Origin of the sequence: Cognatishimia sp. 1_MG-2023 (assembly GCF_030548175.1) — a bacterium.
GTDB lineage: Bacteria > Pseudomonadota > Alphaproteobacteria > Rhodobacterales > Rhodobacteraceae > Cognatishimia.
Genome location: NZ_JAUORX010000001.1, coordinates 97,765 through 112,449, shown reverse-complemented (window position 1 = coordinate 112,449; position 14,685 = coordinate 97,765). Strand labels below are relative to the sequence as shown.

Genomic DNA, 14,685 nt, shown 5'->3' with positions numbered 1-14,685 from the left:
GCTTCAACTGATGCAGCGCGGGATTTGCCTAACCTGCCATATTATTAAGGCGCGCAGCGATCTGTGCGGCCAGTTTTGCGTTGTTCAGAACCAAGGCAATATTCGCCTCAAGCGAGCGCCCCTCGGTCAATTCGAAAATACGACCCAGCAAGAAAGGCGTCACACCTTTGCCCGTCACACCCTGCGCATCCGCCTCGGCTGTGGCTTGGGCAATGATCGGTGCCAAATCCGCCGCAGGAATTTCATCCGCTGCTGGAATTGGGTTTGCAACCAATTGACCACCAGGCAGGCCCATACGGCCCCGCATAGCATGCGCTGCGGCGATCTCTTCGGCTGTGTCCAACCGCAAAGGTGCCGCTAGATCAGAGCCCGCAGACCAAAACGCCGGAAAGGCATCTTGGCCATAAGCAATCACAGGAACGCCATGTGTTTCCAACACTTCCAGCGTCTTAGGGATGTCCAAAATCGCCTTGGCACCAGCCGCAACAACAGTCACAGGTGTGGCCGCCAGTTCCAACAAATCGGCAGATACGTCAAAGCTTTCTTCGGCACCCTTGTGAACGCCGCCAATACCGCCTGTTGCGAAAACAGAAATACCAGCCAAGTCCGCAGCAATCATCGTGGCTGCAACCGTTGTCGCGCCATTGCGCCCAGCGGCCATGCACACGGGCATATCAGCTCGTGACACTTTCATCACGTCTTTGGCTGTCGCCAGTTGCTCTAGCTCGGCATCCGTTAAGCCAATGTGCAAAACACCATTCAAAACAGCGATTGTTGCCGGTACTGCGCCTTCGGCACGTACGGTCGCTTCGACGCGACGCGCCACTTCGACGTTCTGCGGGTAGGGCATCCCATGGGTGATAATTGTGCTTTCCAACGCCACAATTGGCGTGCCCGCCTCTTTGGCCGCAGCCACGTCAGGCGATAATACGAATAGGCTCATTTAGGGCTCCCACCAGAGACATAACTTGCCGCGGCCTTTAGCGCGCGGTTTAAACTTTCAGATCGGTCAGAACCGTCTTTTTCAGCAGCGATATGCGCCGCCATAAATGTATCACCCGCGCCAGTCACCCGTGTGACCATCACGGCAGGCGGTTGCTGTGTCAGCACACCGTCACCTGTCGCATCGCTGGCGCTATTGCCGCCATCGGTCACCAAGGCGCGCTTGGCACCGCGTTCCAATAGCCCAAGTGCAGCCGCTTCGGATGTTTCAAATTCGGTCTGACACAAAAGACCCGCTTCTTCGAGGTTCACGTAAAGCACGGCCCGCTGATGCACCAAAAACGGCAGCAACCGTTCTGCCTTGCCCGGGCTTGCAGGCGCTACACGCAGATCAGCCTTCGCAAAGGCAGGGCTGACCGCGATGTTTTCCAACAAGCGCTGGGTCAAATTGCCATCCAATGCAATGAACCCTTCATAAGGCGCGTCATCACTGCCTAGAACGCCATTCATCAACGGGCGCAAAATCTTGTCACCAGCCGCTTCCAGTGAATGCGCATCTGCAATCGCAGCAATCAGGCCATTCGCCCCTTCGACCGCCATATAGCGATCAGTTGGCAAATCTTCTGACCGGTAAACATGAAACGCATCAAGCCCCAACTCTTCGCAGGCCATGATCAACTCGTCACCTTCAGGGTCACGGCCAACCGCAGTTAGCAAAGACGCCTTTAGGCCAAATCGCGAAAGGGTCATGCCGATATTCATCGCCACGCCACCGGGAATGCGGGTAATACGTCCCGCCACATCTGACCCTTGCCGCATGTGAACTGGCGCGCGGCCAATCACATCCCAAAGCACAGAGCCGATGCACAGAATATCATGTGTGTCACTCATGTCTCGCTTGTGGCGTTAAAGCGCTAACATGGCAAGATCAGAAGCCTACTTTGGCACCGCAAAAGTCATTGCAGCCCATAGGGTCTCCCAGACGATGCCTTTTTCCTCAGCAATATCGGCCGTGGGCAAACGCAACACTACAGAATCCAACAGATAACTATGATCGGGTTTCACCGCCACAACGGCCTCTCCCTGCGCATCCGTACGCAATAAGGTGATCAATACCTCGCCATCAGGTGACTTCTCAAACACCTCCACCTGCGCATTCCCGCGCGGCACACCCTGATAGATCAGCCGCACCGGCAAACCATCAGATAGATCATCGACATAGGGGTTCTTTAACGCCAGAAACTCAATCTCTAATCCGGCAACATCATCTTGCCCCTGCGCATCACCCACAGCGATCAAGGATTTCACAAACCGCGTGTAACCTTCTTTGAACGGATAGACCGGCGCGGGCAGGGCTGACGTATCCAAATCCTTATGCTCAACAAAGGCACCAAACTTCTCAGCCTCTTTATAGGTGATCCGGTCCATCACTGTTTTATGCACCAAACGCAATAAACCGGCGTCCTCAGGCGTATACTGTATGGCGGGCAAATCACCGTCACGTCCAACCAGCGCGTCAACACCGTCCATACGCGCCTCAGACCGGAGCTTTCGATGATCAAACCAACTCAACGACCCGCCGTTAAACTCCTGCCCATTTCGCAGGTTTGCCACCACCTCTTGCCCCAGGGCAACTTGATAAGTTTGGGGTTCAATCCAAAACTCATGGGCAAACGCTGATTTCGCCGCCATAACTGACAACACAACAATTCCGAGCAGACGCATGACACGATTCCTAAATTCTTTTGCCCACAAGCTGGCCTCATGGCTGATTTTGTCAACGCTTATGGTGGCACATCCCGCCACCGCGCACGAGCTGAACCCGACAATCGCGGATCTGACCGTCACCGATGGCAAAGCCGAACTCACCCTGCGTCTCAACGCCGAGGCCTTTCTAGCAGGCCTCGACCTTGATGCACTCACCGACACAGACGAAGCCACAGAAGCCGACCGGTACGAAACCTTGCAAGATCGACCCGGTGATGAAATCGCCAATGAATTCAAAGCACAAAGCGACAGCTTCCTACAGGGCCTAACGCTTGCCGCCAATGAAACCGCCATTCCACTCACCCTAGATAGCGTTCAAACCCCAGCCGCATCCATTCCCGAAGTCGCCCGCCTCAGCCTCGCGACATTCACCGCGCAACTGCCCGAAAATACCCGCAACATCACAGTCGCGTGGGGGCAGGGCTACGGCGCATTTGTTCTGCGCCAACAGGGAGTCGAAGACCCCTACACCGGCATCTTACAAGGCGGCGACACCAGCCCCGCGATTCCCGTATCAGGTGGTGGCGAACAATCCAGCTGGCGCGTCTTTGCTTCCTACATTCCCGTCGGCTTTGACCACATCGTGCCACAAGGCCTTGATCACATCCTATTCGTGCTTGGCCTGTTCTTCCTATCGCTGAAACTCAGCGCGCTGCTATGGCAGGTCTCCGCCTTCACGCTGGCCCATACAGTCACACTGGCACTTGGCGTCATGGGCTGGGTCACAATTCCCGGCAGCATTGTCGAACCCATCATCGCTGCTAGCATCGTCTACGTGGGTGTTGAAAATATCCTGTCCAAAGGCAACAGCCCATCCAGACCGCTGTTTGTCTTTGGATTTGGCCTATTACACGGTCTAGGCTTTGCCACCGTCCTTGGTGAATTCGGCCTGCCAAGCGGGCAGATCATCCCAGCATTGATCGGCTTTAACATCGGCGTTGAAGTCGGCCAACTAACCGTTATCGCCGTGGCCTTCCTTGCCGTGGGCCTCTGGTTTGGTCGCAAACCGTGGTACCGCAAGGCCATCGCCAACCCAGCCTCCGCAGTCATTGCATTGGTTGGCGCATATTGGTTCATCGAACGCGTGTTCCTCTAAAGATCACGCGCCACATTCAGGATGTCATGTAAGAAACTGTAAAGGCGGGGAAATCCGCCTTACTTCATAGCCTGTATAAAGGTCGCAAGCTGTACCGCCGGATCATCCGCGCGCCAAATTTCTTCGCCGATGCCAAAGAAATCGGTCACAGGGGCTAGCTTGCGAATAATATCAACATCCAGCGCACCTTCGGCCACAACCGGAACTTCGATCATCTGCGACCACCATTCAAAGGTATCAAATTCTGCAACCGATCCATCGCCAAGCGGTGTTTGCGCCACGGGACCAAAGCTTACGTAATCCACACCGATTTCACCGGCAGTGATGCCATCATGACGGGACGCACCACAAAACGTGCCTACAATCGCATCGTCACCCAAATCTTTGCGCACCTTGCGTACAGAACGCGCCGCATCAGTCAAATGCACGCCATCCAAGCCTAGACGTTCCGCCAAAAGCACATGCTCGCTGATCACCAATGCGATGTCGCGAGGATAGCAAACTTCGCGCACTGCATCTGCGGCCCGGCTCAACCGGTCCTCATCGCGCGTCGCGAGGGCAACTCGCACGCAAGCAATATCAGTGCTATCCAGAACGCGGGCCAATTGATCTGGAAACTGGCTCAATTCGATTTCAGGTGGGGTGATCAGATAGATTTGTGGTTGCTCGAGATCGGACATGTCTAATTTCCTGGACGTCTTTTCCGCCCCTATACCGGGGTTTTCACGCTTTGGCTATCTTTGCCTTTATTTAGCGGGCATGGCCCCAACATAAGTTTTTGCCAAAGCCAGCATTTGATGCCGCCGCGCATCATCTTCGATAAGATCTTCGTTTACATCAATAAATCCCGGCATCCGACGTTTGGTAAACGCCATCTCACTCGCGCCTTCAATCGCCAAAGCATCCGCCTCTAGCTCTTTGCCCACGCGAAACATCCCGCCGCCTTTGTGAACGCCGCACAGCATATTGCCGTTCAACATAAAACAAATGCCACCAAACATCTTTTTCTCGGCAATGCCCGGATCGTCAATCAAATCGTCGCGCAAAAGGGCGAGATGTCCTTCGTCATATGCCATTGGGGTCTCTTTTCTGAACTGTGGAATTTTAGGTATTTAGATCAAGAAAAAGCATGAGCGCTTGTTTTGCAAGGGTCCCTTGGGTAAGAGCGCAAAGATCGGAATAGGAGACAGTTGATGCCCGTCGGAACCCCACAGCCTGCCATCGTGCTTGTGCGCCCTCAGATGGGCGAAAACATCGGCGGCGCGGCGCGTGCCATGTGGAATTTCGGCTTGGACCGGATGCGCATCGTCAATCCGCGCGATGGTTGGCCAAATCAAAAAGCAGTCGCCATGTCATCAGGAGCAGGGCGTTTGTTGGACGAGGCCAAGATTTGCACATCGGTCGCCGATGCCATTGACGACTGCACCTATGTCTTTGCGACAACCGCCCGCGCGCGTGATTTGACCAAACCGGTCATGACCCCAGAACATGCCATGGGTGTCGCACGCGAAAAAATCGCAGCGGGTGAAAAAGTGGCTGTGTTGTTTGGTCCAGAACGCTCTGGATTAGAAAACGAAGACATCGCGCCAGCCAACGCCATTATTAATGTGCCGGTAAACCCAGAGTACGCTTCGTTAAATCTGGCACAATGCGTGTTACTCACCTCTTACGAATGGATGCGCGGCCAAGTCGAGGTCGCCCCAGAACGTGTCGAGATGGCGAAAACCGATTGGGCGGTTCAGTCCGAAGTCGAAGCATTGGCCAACCACTACGAAGAGCGCATGGATGACGCGGGCTTTTTCTTTCCAGAGCACAAAGCCGAGAGCATGAAATTGAACCTGCGTAATATGTGGTCGCGCATGCCAATGACCCGCGCCGATGTGCAGATGCTGCATGGCATGATGCGCCAAATGGTGCGTTGGAAAGAGCGCAAAGACTGAAACGTACGTTTCAGCCCGGGAATCGTACGAATTTCCACATTTACAAGGTATTAATCCAGCGTTTCATGGCTTGAAGCTGGGTTTGCTGCGGCCTAATCTCCGCGCAAACCGCAAGGACAAGACCATGAGCCAAAAGCGCAGTATTTTCGAAGACGTCAGCGACCAGCAAACGCCTGCAACGCCAACAACAGGGGCCATTGATCGTGCGCCTAAAGGGGCTCGTCGTGGGATACGCGCATGGCTTATCATATTGTTTTCTATGGTTGTTTTGATGATTGCTGTAGGCGGTTTAACCCGTCTGACAGACAGTGGATTGTCGATCACAGAATGGAAACCGGTCACCGGTGCCATCCCTCCGATGGACGACGCGACCTGGCAGTCCGAGTTTGAGAAATACCAACAGATCCCGGAATATCAGTTACAAAACAAAGGGATGACCCTTTCTGAGTTCAAAAACATCTACTGGTGGGAATGGGGTCACCGCCAACTTGGTCGTTTTATTGGTCTTGTTTGGGCTGTTGGATTCCTTGGCTTTGCAATTACTCGAAAGATTCCAACAGGTTGGACTGGTCGCCTGATCCTTATTGGCGCCTTGGGCGGCCTGCAGGGTGCGATTGGTTGGTGGATGGTCTCCTCTGGTCTAGGTGGTGAACGGCTTGACGTGGCGTCTTACCGTTTGGCGATTCATCTTGGCTTAGCCTTTGTAATCCTTGGATTTATTGCGTGGTACGTCTTCCTTCTTGGTCGCGAAGAGCGCGACCTGATGCAAGCCCGTCGTGGTAAAGAGGCCAAATTGTTCAGTCTTTCCACAGGCTTACTGCACGCGTCTTTCATTCAAATCCTATTAGGCGCTTTGGTCGCTGGTATCGACGCCGGCCGCACCTTTACAGATTGGCCCTTAATGGCCGGAACCTTCTTGCCACCAGACATGTTCCACATGTCGCCTGCATGGACAAATTTCTTTGAAAATCCGGGACTTGTGCAGTTTATGCACCGGATGTGGGGATATGTTTTGGTCGCATTCGCCATCGTCGTTTGGCGCCGCGGACTTGGGTCCACACACAAAACCACGCGCTTTGCATTCAACGCAGTTATGGCCACATTGGCCTTGCAGATTGCCCTTGGCATCATGACAGTTCTCTATGTCGCACCTTGGCAGTTGGCGATCATCCATCAAATCATCGCGGTCACGCTTTGGGTCTTGATCCTGCGCGCGCGTTTCTTGGCACATTATCCTGTCACAACTTCCATTCGTGAGGCGTAAATTATGAATGACTTCAACGCGTTGATGATGTTTCAGAAAGAAACCGAAGCTCTGGCACAAGTAGCAGGTCGCCTTGGCTGGGACCAAGAAACCATGATGCCCCGCGCCGCTGCGCCCCAACGCGGTGAAGAGATGGCCGCGATGGAAAACATGCTGCACGCCCGCCGTATCGACCCACGCGTCGGAGAATGGCTCGCCACGATCAACGACGCAGATCTTGATCTAGTTGGCCAAAGCCAAATGCGCCATATCCGCAAATCCTACGCGCGTACGCAAAAGGTTCCGGCTGCATTGGCGGCAGAGCTGGCAAAGGTGACCAGCCTGGCGCAAGGCCAATGGGCCGAAGCCCGTGCAAACGAGGATACAAAGGCATTTTTGCCTATTTTACAGGACGTTGTCCGTCTAAGACGCGAAGAGGCGCAAGCGCTGGCAGAGGGTGGCGACCTATATGACGCGCTGTTGGATGACTATGAACCCGACATGACAGCCGCCAAGTTGGCAGAGATGTTCAACACCATGCGTCCGCGTCTGGTGACCTTACGCGCCGCAGTTCTGGATGCGCCTGCACCCCAAGCGCTGACAGGCCATTTCCCAGAAGCTGCACAGTTGGCGCTGTCCGATAAACTCGCAGCGGCGTTTGGTTACGATTTTGACCATGGTCGCATCGATAAAGCCGTGCATCCGTTTAGCTCTGGCTCTGGTCTTGATGTTCGGATCACAACGCGTGTCAGTGAAGATGATCCATTCAATTGCTTCTATTCAACGATCCACGAAGTTGGCCATGCATGTTATGAGCAAGGTATTGATAACGCATATCTTTTGACGCCAATCGGGCAGGGCGTTTCGATGGGTGTTCACGAAAGCCAAAGTCGGATTTATGAAAACCAATTGGGTCGCTCACGTGCGTTTACCGGTTGGATTTACGGCCAAATGCGCGACGCCTTTGGTGATTTTGGAATTGCGAGTGAGGATGCTTTCTACGCTGCGGTCAATCGTGTCAATCGCGGTTACATCCGGACTGAAGCGGATGAAATCCAGTATAATCTGCATGTTATGCTACGCTTTGATCTAGAGCGCGCGTTGATGGCGGGCGATCTAGAGGTCAATGACCTCGAGACCGCTTGGAATGATCGTTTCTTGGCTGATTTTGGCTATGCGGTTGATAAACCAAGCAACGGCGTTTTGCAGGATGTGCATTGGTCCGTTGGACTATTTGGCTATTTCCCAACATATGCCTTGGGGAACTTGTATGCCGGCTGTCTGCACGAAGCATTAAGAACCGATATTCCGCAATTAGATGAACAGCTTAGAGCTGGGAGCACATCCAATGCGACAAGTTGGTTGCGCGAAAACCTTCAGCAACACGGTGGTCTAAGATCACCGCAAGAGACAATCGCCCACGCAAGCGGAATGTCCCCAACGCCGGAGCCGATGCTCAACTATCTAGAGAAGAAGTTCCAAGAACTATATGATTTATAAATAAAAAACCCGCATCTTAGAACACAAAGATGCGGGTTTTTCTTTTAGGTCAGTGCGCGAAGTTTACTCTTCGCTGACGATCTCTGCGTCTTCGACTTCGTCATTCTGTTCAGCAATCCAAGCCACGGAAACGACTTCTTCGCCTTTACCCGTGTTAAATACTTTTACGCCGCCAGCAGACCGTGACCGGAACGAAATCCCATCAACCGGAACACGGATTGATTGGCCTTTGGATGTGGCCAGCATGATTTGATCCGGCATTTCAACTGGGAAGGACGCAACCAACTCACCACCGCGCATTGCTTTGTCCATCGCAGCAACGCCCATGCCACCACGACCGCGGACAGGGTAATCATGCGAGCTCGACAATTTACCAGAACCGCCGGAAGTGATCGTAAGGATCAACATTTCAGCCGCAGACATCTCCGCATAGCGTTCTTGAGAGATGCTTGCGTTTTCGTTGCCGTCTTCGTCGTTGCTTGCTTCTTCATCAACGGCACCAGAAACGGCGCGACGCATTTTCAGATAAGCCGCTCGTTCATCAGCCGATGCTTCGAAATGGCGGATGATGGACATGGAAACCACGCGATCATCGTTATTCAAACGAATGCCACGTACACCTGTTGAATCTCGGCCTTTAAACACACGAACGTCTGTTGTTGGGAAACGAATGGCGCGGCCGGAATTCGTAACCAGCATGACGTCGTCGTCTTCTGTTGCGATCCGCGCATTTACCAGCTCTACACCCTCTGGCAATTTCATCGCGATCTTGCCGTTGCGTTTGACATTTGTGAAGTCGCTCAGGGCGTTACGGCGCACATCTCCTGCAGAGGTTGCAAAGATGATTTGCAGATCGTTCCACTCATCCTCATCGCGATCCACTGGCATAATGGCGGCAATCGAAACACCTGTCGGGATCGGCAGAATATTCACAATCGCTTTGCCTTTTGACGTCCGGCCACCCAACGGCAAGCGCCAGGTTTTCAGCTTGTATGCCATCCCATCAGTCGTAAAGAACAAAAGCTGCGTGTGCGTGTTCGCTACAAAGAGCGTTGTGACAACGTCTTCTTCTTTGGTCTGCATGCCAGACAGACCTTTGCCGCCGCGTTTTTGCGCGCGGAAGTCGGCCAGTGCTGTACGTTTGATGTAGCCGCCAGACGTGATCGTCACGACCATATCTTCGCGTTCAATCAGATCCTCGTCTTCCATGTCGCCAGACCAATCGACGATCTCAGTACGACGCGGGACAGAGAATTTGTCTTTTACTTCAGTGACCTCTGCGGCGATCAAGCCCATGATACGCTCGCGCGATCCTAGGATTTCAAGGTATTCTTTGATCTTACCTGCAAGTTCTTCTAGCTCGTCCGTGACTTCGGACACACCCAGTTGCGTTAGGCGCTGCAAACGCAATTCCAAGATCGCGCGGGTTTGCGCTTCGGACAGGTTATATGTGCCGTCGTCATTCATCGTGTGCGTTGGATCGTCGATCAAACGGATGTAGGCCGCGATGTCGGCTGCGGGCCAACGGCGTTCCATCAATTTAGCGCGCGCTTCGGCGGCATCGGCAGAGGCACGGATCGTTGCGACAACTTCGTCAACGTTTGATACAGCAACGGCCAAACCACACAGGATATGGCTGCGCTCGCGTGCTTTGCGCAATTCAAACGCCGTCCGGCGCGCTACAACTTCTTCGCGGAAGTCGATGAAAGAAGTTAAAAACGCACGCAGGGTTAATTGCTCAGGGCGGCCGCCGTTTAGGGCCAGCATGTTGCAACCAAAATAGGTCTGCATGGATGTGAAACGGAAGAGTTGGTTTAGAACCACCTCCGCTGTCGCATCGCGTTTCAGTTCAACAACAACGCGCACGCCGTTCCGATCTGATTCATCTTGAACGTGGGAAACGCCTTCGACCTTTTTCTCGCGGACTTGTTCCGCGATTTTTTCGATCATCGCAGCTTTGTTCACTTGATAAGGAATTTCATCAATAACAATGGCGTAGCGGTCTTTCCTGATCTCTTCGACGCGAGTTTTTGCGCGAATGATAACGCTGCCGCGACCTTCCAAATAGGCTTTACGCGCGCCAGAACGGCCCAACATAATGCCACCGGTCGGGAAGTCCGGACCTGGGACATAGTCGATCAGCTCTTCGCTGGTCAGGTCAGGGTTTTCAATCAACGCAAGCGTGGCTTCGCAAACTTCGCCCAAGTTATGGGGCGGAATGTTTGTCGCCATACCAACCGCGATACCACCAGCACCGTTAACCAACATATTCGGGAAACGTGCAGGCAGTACCGTTGGTTCACGGTCTTTGCCGTCGTAGTTGTCTTGGAAGTCTACGGTGTCTTTATCAATATCGGCCAATACAAATGCGGCCGGTTTGTCCATGCGGACTTCGGTATAACGCATCGCAGCCGGGTTATCGCCGTCCATTGAGCCAAAGTTACCCTGACCGTCGAGAAGCGGCAGTGACATCGAGAAATCTTGCGCCATACGCACCAGCGCGTCGTAGATCGCACCATCACCGTGAGGGTGATATTTACCCATAACGTCGCCAACAGGACGTGCAGACTTACGATACGACTTGTCGTGCGTATTGTTTGTCTCGTGCATGGCGTAAAGAATACGTCGGTGAACCGGTTTCAGACCGTCCCGCAGGTCGGGAATCGCACGGCTTACGATTACGCTCATCGCGTAATCGAGATAGCTTGTGCGCATTTCTTCTTCGATGCTTACCGAAGGACCGTCATGCTCCATGCGCGTGACAGTGTTTTCTTCTTCGTTTTCAGGTGTTTCTGGCGTGTCGCTCACGTGAGGTGCTCGCTTCTCTGAGACGTCTAGATTTTGTTGTCACTTTTATAACAGACGCTGGATATAGGGTGCAATGGGTAGCGCACGCAAAGCTGCTTCCCTTAGCCGTTTACAGGCTAAGGGTTTGATAAATAAGGGTAGAATTTTACTGGTTACGCGGAACAGCTCGCGCCACCCAAAACGCAGAATTTTGCGCAATGTGGGTGGTTCAATTGAACGGGTCGCTCTGCGTCTTCTAACGTTGGGCCCATGTCGAATTCTGGCTCATAGGGCAATAGAGTACAGGCGATCACCGAAGGCGTGTCAGCGCCTTTGTGTTTTACAACCATCCGAGAATTGGAGCACATAACTTGTGTCGGGGATTTGTCCAAGATACCCCAACAGGCGGTAGTGATCTCAGGAACTTCGACTTTTTCATCCATTTCTGGAAATAAAACAGTGGTACCAGGATTATAAGCATCAATATTAAAGTCATACTTTAAAAATAGCTCTGCGTAGCCTTTGCGGGAGTCAGTGTCGGTTTCACCCCAAACGGTACGCCCGGCCACAGCCATCTGAAACCCATTGTCGCGAAGCCACTGCATACCTTGCACGGTTTTGGCAAAGCTGCCTTTGCCGCGCTCTTTGTCATGAAGATCCTCGGACCAATGATCTACAGAGATCCGAAACGTTAGCTTATCGCCATAAGACTTAAGCGCCAAAAGCCCTTCTTTTACGCGCTTTCGCTGCATTGGCAGCATGGCATTTGTCAGGATCAAGACCTCATAGCCGCGCTCAAGGGAGCGCTTCGCCATTTCGATCATTTCGGGATTCATAAAGGGCTCGCCACCCGTGAATGCGATTTCTTTCACACCCCATTTCCGCGAATCCAATTGATCAAGGTAATCCGAAACCTCATCCGCGGTTAGGTAAACAAGCGCATCATTGGTCGGAGAGCTAAGAATATAGCAGTTTTCACATTCGATGTTGCAAAGCGTTCCGGTGTTAAACCACAGGGTTTGAGGGTTTTCTAAGGCGACATGCGCCCGGTCTTCACCCTTGGCTGTGACATAAGGGTCTTGGAACTTGCCAATATTTGCGTGATCTTTCATGAACCTTGTCATCCTGTTGTTTCTTTTGTGCTATCGAAGAAATCACGTGTCGAAAACCGGTTTGCGTCTATTTGACAGAGATGTGAAGGGACTTGTGGCATCGGTAACAGGTTGCTAAGAGTTCGTTAGCGCTAACAATAAGGGCTGTAACAATGGCCTATGAACTGCAGGGGTTCTTATGGTTTCACGAATTATTCCGGTAGATGTCTTTGATCTAATCATATTCGGCGGAACGGGTGATTTGGCGCGCAGGAAGATCATTCCAGCGCTCTATAAACGGTTTGTTGATGGCCAAATTCCTGCCGGTTCCCGGATCATTGGGGCCGCGCGAACTGATATGGACCAAGCAGCGTTTCAATTGTTTGCGCGCGAATCTGTGAGTGATGCGATTGGCAAATCCGTCGCCTCAGAACCTTTGGCCCAGTTTATTGCCGCGTTTGACTACGTTCAGATTGATGCGATGGGCGATGAGGGCTGGGAAGCCCTTGTGGGCAAAATGCAATCAGATCGCATTCGGTCGTTCTATTTTTCTGTCGGACCAAGCCTATTTGACGATTTGGCGGAACGGCTGGATCGCTACAATTTGGTCGATGCCGAAACGCGCATCGTTGTTGAAAAACCATTTGGTCGCGACCAAGACTCTGCGCGTGCTTTGAACAAAGTTCTATCCAGCCGGTTTGATGAAACCCAAATTTACCGGATTGATCACTATCTTGGTAAAGAAACCGTTCAAAACCTGATGGCTGTACGGTTTGGCAATATGTTGTTTGAACCGTTGTGGAACAGCCAATACATTGATCACATCCAAATCACCGTCGCTGAACAGGTGGGCGTGGGTGGGCGTGGGGCCTATTACGACAAATCCGGCGCGATGCGCGATATGGTGCAAAACCACTTGATGCAATTGCTGTGTCTAACCGCGATGGAGCCGCCCGCGAAATTCGATCCTGACGCTGTGCGCGATGAAAAGCTAAAGGTGATCCGCGCTTTGGAAACAGTAGAGCCGCATCACATTGTGCGTGGCCAATACAGCGAAACAGAAGACGAATCTGGGTTCCGTGAAGACGCTGAAAACATGCAGTCGCGCACAGAAAGCTTTATTGCGCTCAAGACCCATGTTCAAAATTGGCGTTGGGCTGGCACTCCGTTTTACTTGCGCACAGGGAAGCGACTTGCTGCTCGTGATTCTGAAATTGTTGTCGTTTTCAAAGACACACCGCATTCCATTTTTGGCCCAGAGGCTGGCAAGCATCGCAACGAGTTGCGTATTCAATTGCAACCAGACGAAGGCATCACGCTAAAGGTGACCATCAAAGAACCGGGGCCGGGCGGTATGCGCCTGCTCGACGTGCCGCTTGATATGAGCTTTGCAGAAGCTCTGGGAGAAGACGCAGAGGCGCCTGACGCCTATGAAAGATTAATTATGGATGTTGTGCGGGGCAATCAGACGTTGTTCATGCGCGATGACGAAGTAGAGGCGGCTTGGGCCTGGACCGATCCGCTTATCCAAGGCTGGGAGGCACGTCATGATGTGCCCAAACCGTATGAATCCTATAGCCAAGGTCCGACTGACGCGAAATTGCTGATGCAGCGTGACGGTCGTGAATGGAGGGAGATTGGCGAATGAGAATTGAAACCTATTCCGATTCAGAAATGTTGGCGATTGATGTTGCCCAAGTCATCGCCGGTGATTTGACGGCCGCTTTGCAGCACCAAGACCGCGCTGTGCTGGCTGTTCCGGGCGGCACAACCCCGGGTCCAGTGTTTGACGACCTATGTGCCGCCGATCTTGATTGGTCCCGTGTGGATGTCATTTTGACTGATGAACGCTGGGTTCCAGAAGATCATCCTCGTAGCAACACCAAGCTTTTGCGGGAACGTTTGTTTGTAAATCGGGCGGCGGCTGCAACTTTACTACCGCTATGGGCCGATGCGCCAGCGCCTGAACAGGCCCTGAATGGCCTAATCGCCAATATCGAACCACGTCTGCCGATTTCAGTTGCGATATTGGGTATGGGCGCTGATATGCACACGGCGTCGCTGTTTCCTGACTCGGCAGAGCTTGGCGCGGCACTGGCGTCGGATGCGCCAGTCTTGGTGCCGGTACGCCCAGATAGCCAGCCAGAGGCGCGGGTGACCCTCTCTGCCAGAGTGCTGAATGGTGCGTTGCGCAAGCACATCGTCTTTAAAGGCAAAGATAAGCTAGAAGCGTTGAACGCTGCACGCCGTTTGCCTGCGGATCAAGCGCCCATCAGTGCCGTCCTGGATGGCGCTATTGTACATTACACGGAGAGTTAA

13 protein-coding genes are annotated in these 14,685 nt (G+C 52.9%); 6 read left to right on the top strand and 7 right to left on the bottom strand.

Annotation, left to right across the window (positions count from 1 at the left end):
• Positions 1 to 28: 28 nt before the first annotated feature.
• The 3 genes from Q4544_RS00580 to Q4544_RS00570 are packed head-to-tail and all read right to left on the bottom strand — an operon-like array spanning position 29 to position 2,667.
• The gene (locus Q4544_RS00580; protein ID WP_303503163.1) at positions 29 to 943 is read right to left on the bottom strand and encodes a pseudouridine-5'-phosphate glycosidase; all 915 of its coding nucleotides are present in this window, start codon (positions 941 to 943) and stop codon (positions 29 to 31) included.
• A complete protein-coding gene (locus Q4544_RS00575; RefSeq protein WP_303503162.1) occupies positions 940 to 1,833 on the bottom strand; it encodes a PfkB family carbohydrate kinase in 894 nt (297 codons plus the stop codon). Before Q4544_RS00575 ends, Q4544_RS00580 begins: the two co-directional genes overlap by 4 nt.
• Positions 1,834 to 1,878: 45 nt before the next feature.
• Positions 1,879 to 2,667, bottom strand: coding sequence for a DUF4198 domain-containing protein (locus tag Q4544_RS00570; RefSeq protein WP_303503160.1), 789 nt, complete (start codon positions 2,665 to 2,667; stop codon positions 1,879 to 1,881).
• Between Q4544_RS00570 and Q4544_RS00565 the strand changes: the two genes are divergently transcribed.
• Positions 2,666 to 3,805: a HupE/UreJ family protein gene (locus Q4544_RS00565; RefSeq protein ID WP_303503158.1), complete on the top strand. Its 1,140-nt coding sequence runs from the start codon at positions 2,666 to 2,668 to the stop codon at positions 3,803 to 3,805. The genes Q4544_RS00570 and Q4544_RS00565 overlap by 2 nt on opposite strands.
• A gap of 59 nt (positions 3,806 to 3,864) precedes the next feature.
• Here Q4544_RS00565 and Q4544_RS00560 read toward each other — a convergent pair whose 3' ends face one another.
• The gene (locus Q4544_RS00560) at positions 3,865 to 4,485 is read right to left on the bottom strand and encodes a thiamine phosphate synthase (RefSeq protein WP_303503156.1); all 621 of its coding nucleotides are present in this window, start codon (positions 4,483 to 4,485) and stop codon (positions 3,865 to 3,867) included.
• A gap of 66 nt (positions 4,486 to 4,551) precedes the next feature.
• The gene (locus Q4544_RS00555; RefSeq protein WP_303503155.1) at positions 4,552 to 4,881 is read right to left on the bottom strand and encodes a TfoX/Sxy family protein; all 330 of its coding nucleotides are present in this window, start codon (positions 4,879 to 4,881) and stop codon (positions 4,552 to 4,554) included.
• A 117-nt stretch (positions 4,882 to 4,998) separates the two neighbouring features.
• On the opposite strand from Q4544_RS00555, the gene Q4544_RS00550 reads away from it, so the two are divergent.
• From Q4544_RS00550 to Q4544_RS00540, 3 genes are all read left to right on the top strand, one after another.
• Positions 4,999 to 5,745, top strand: coding sequence for an RNA methyltransferase (locus tag Q4544_RS00550; RefSeq protein ID WP_303503153.1), 747 nt, complete (start codon positions 4,999 to 5,001; stop codon positions 5,743 to 5,745).
• Between the two features lie 124 nt (positions 5,746 to 5,869).
• A complete protein-coding gene (gene ctaA / locus Q4544_RS00545; protein ID WP_303503152.1) occupies positions 5,870 to 7,009 on the top strand; it encodes a heme A synthase in 1,140 nt (379 codons plus the stop codon).
• A gap of 3 nt (positions 7,010 to 7,012) precedes the next feature.
• Complete coding sequence (locus tag Q4544_RS00540) at positions 7,013 to 8,488, top strand: carboxypeptidase M32 (protein WP_303503151.1); 1,476 nt, start codon at positions 7,013 to 7,015, stop codon at positions 8,486 to 8,488.
• Between the two features lie 63 nt (positions 8,489 to 8,551).
• On the opposite strand, the gene gyrA is transcribed toward Q4544_RS00540, so the two are convergent.
• Together gyrA and Q4544_RS00530 are read right to left on the bottom strand one after the other, a co-directional pair.
• Positions 8,552 to 11,296 (bottom strand): DNA gyrase subunit A, encoded by a 2,745-nt coding sequence (gene gyrA, locus Q4544_RS00535; protein ID WP_303503150.1) that lies wholly within the window; start codon positions 11,294 to 11,296, stop codon positions 8,552 to 8,554.
• Positions 11,297 to 11,448: 152 nt separating this feature from the next.
• Entirely contained in the window at positions 11,449 to 12,387 is a 939-nt protein-coding gene (locus Q4544_RS00530; RefSeq protein ID WP_303503149.1) for a radical SAM protein, read from the bottom strand.
• Between the two features lie 178 nt (positions 12,388 to 12,565).
• Here Q4544_RS00530 and zwf point away from each other — a divergent pair, with 178 nt between their 5' ends.
• Both zwf and pgl read left to right on the top strand, forming a co-directional pair.
• Positions 12,566 to 14,014, top strand: a complete 1,449-nt coding sequence (zwf, locus tag Q4544_RS00525) for a glucose-6-phosphate dehydrogenase (RefSeq protein ID WP_303503148.1) — start codon at positions 12,566 to 12,568, stop codon at positions 14,012 to 14,014.
• Positions 14,011 to 14,685 carry a 6-phosphogluconolactonase gene (gene pgl, locus Q4544_RS00520; protein WP_303503146.1) on the top strand — a complete coding sequence of 225 codons (675 nt, stop codon included), beginning with the start codon at positions 14,011 to 14,013 and terminating at the stop codon, positions 14,683 to 14,685. Before zwf ends, pgl begins: the two co-directional genes overlap by 4 nt.

What these genes read in the sequence shown, in the direction of transcription:
- Q4544_RS00575 (WP_303503162.1), bottom strand. Translation starts at nt 1,833, where the DNA reads ATGAGTGACACACATGATATTCTGTGCATCGGCTCTGTGCTTTGGGAT.
- Q4544_RS00555 (WP_303503155.1), bottom strand. Translation starts at nt 4,881, where the DNA reads ATGGCATATGACGAAGGACATCTCGCCCTTTTGCGCGACGATTTGATT.
- Q4544_RS00580 (WP_303503163.1), bottom strand. Translation starts at nt 943, where the DNA reads ATGAGCCTATTCGTATTATCGCCTGACGTGGCTGCGGCCAAAGAGGCG.
- Q4544_RS00540 (WP_303503151.1), top strand. Translation starts at nt 7,013, where the DNA reads ATGAATGACTTCAACGCGTTGATGATGTTTCAGAAAGAAACCGAAGCT.
- zwf (WP_303503148.1), top strand. Translation starts at nt 12,566, where the DNA reads ATGGTTTCACGAATTATTCCGGTAGATGTCTTTGATCTAATCATATTC.
- Q4544_RS00565 (WP_303503158.1), top strand. Translation starts at nt 2,666, where the DNA reads ATGACACGATTCCTAAATTCTTTTGCCCACAAGCTGGCCTCATGGCTG.
- Q4544_RS00570 (WP_303503160.1), bottom strand. Translation starts at nt 2,667, where the DNA reads ATGCGTCTGCTCGGAATTGTTGTGTTGTCAGTTATGGCGGCGAAATCA.
- Q4544_RS00550 (WP_303503153.1), top strand. Translation starts at nt 4,999, where the DNA reads ATGCCCGTCGGAACCCCACAGCCTGCCATCGTGCTTGTGCGCCCTCAG.
- ctaA (WP_303503152.1), top strand. Translation starts at nt 5,870, where the DNA reads ATGAGCCAAAAGCGCAGTATTTTCGAAGACGTCAGCGACCAGCAAACG.
- Q4544_RS00560 (WP_303503156.1), bottom strand. Translation starts at nt 4,485, where the DNA reads ATGTCCGATCTCGAGCAACCACAAATCTATCTGATCACCCCACCTGAA.
- pgl (WP_303503146.1), top strand. Translation starts at nt 14,011, where the DNA reads ATGAGAATTGAAACCTATTCCGATTCAGAAATGTTGGCGATTGATGTT.
- Q4544_RS00530 (WP_303503149.1), bottom strand. Translation starts at nt 12,387, where the DNA reads ATGAAAGATCACGCAAATATTGGCAAGTTCCAAGACCCTTATGTCACA.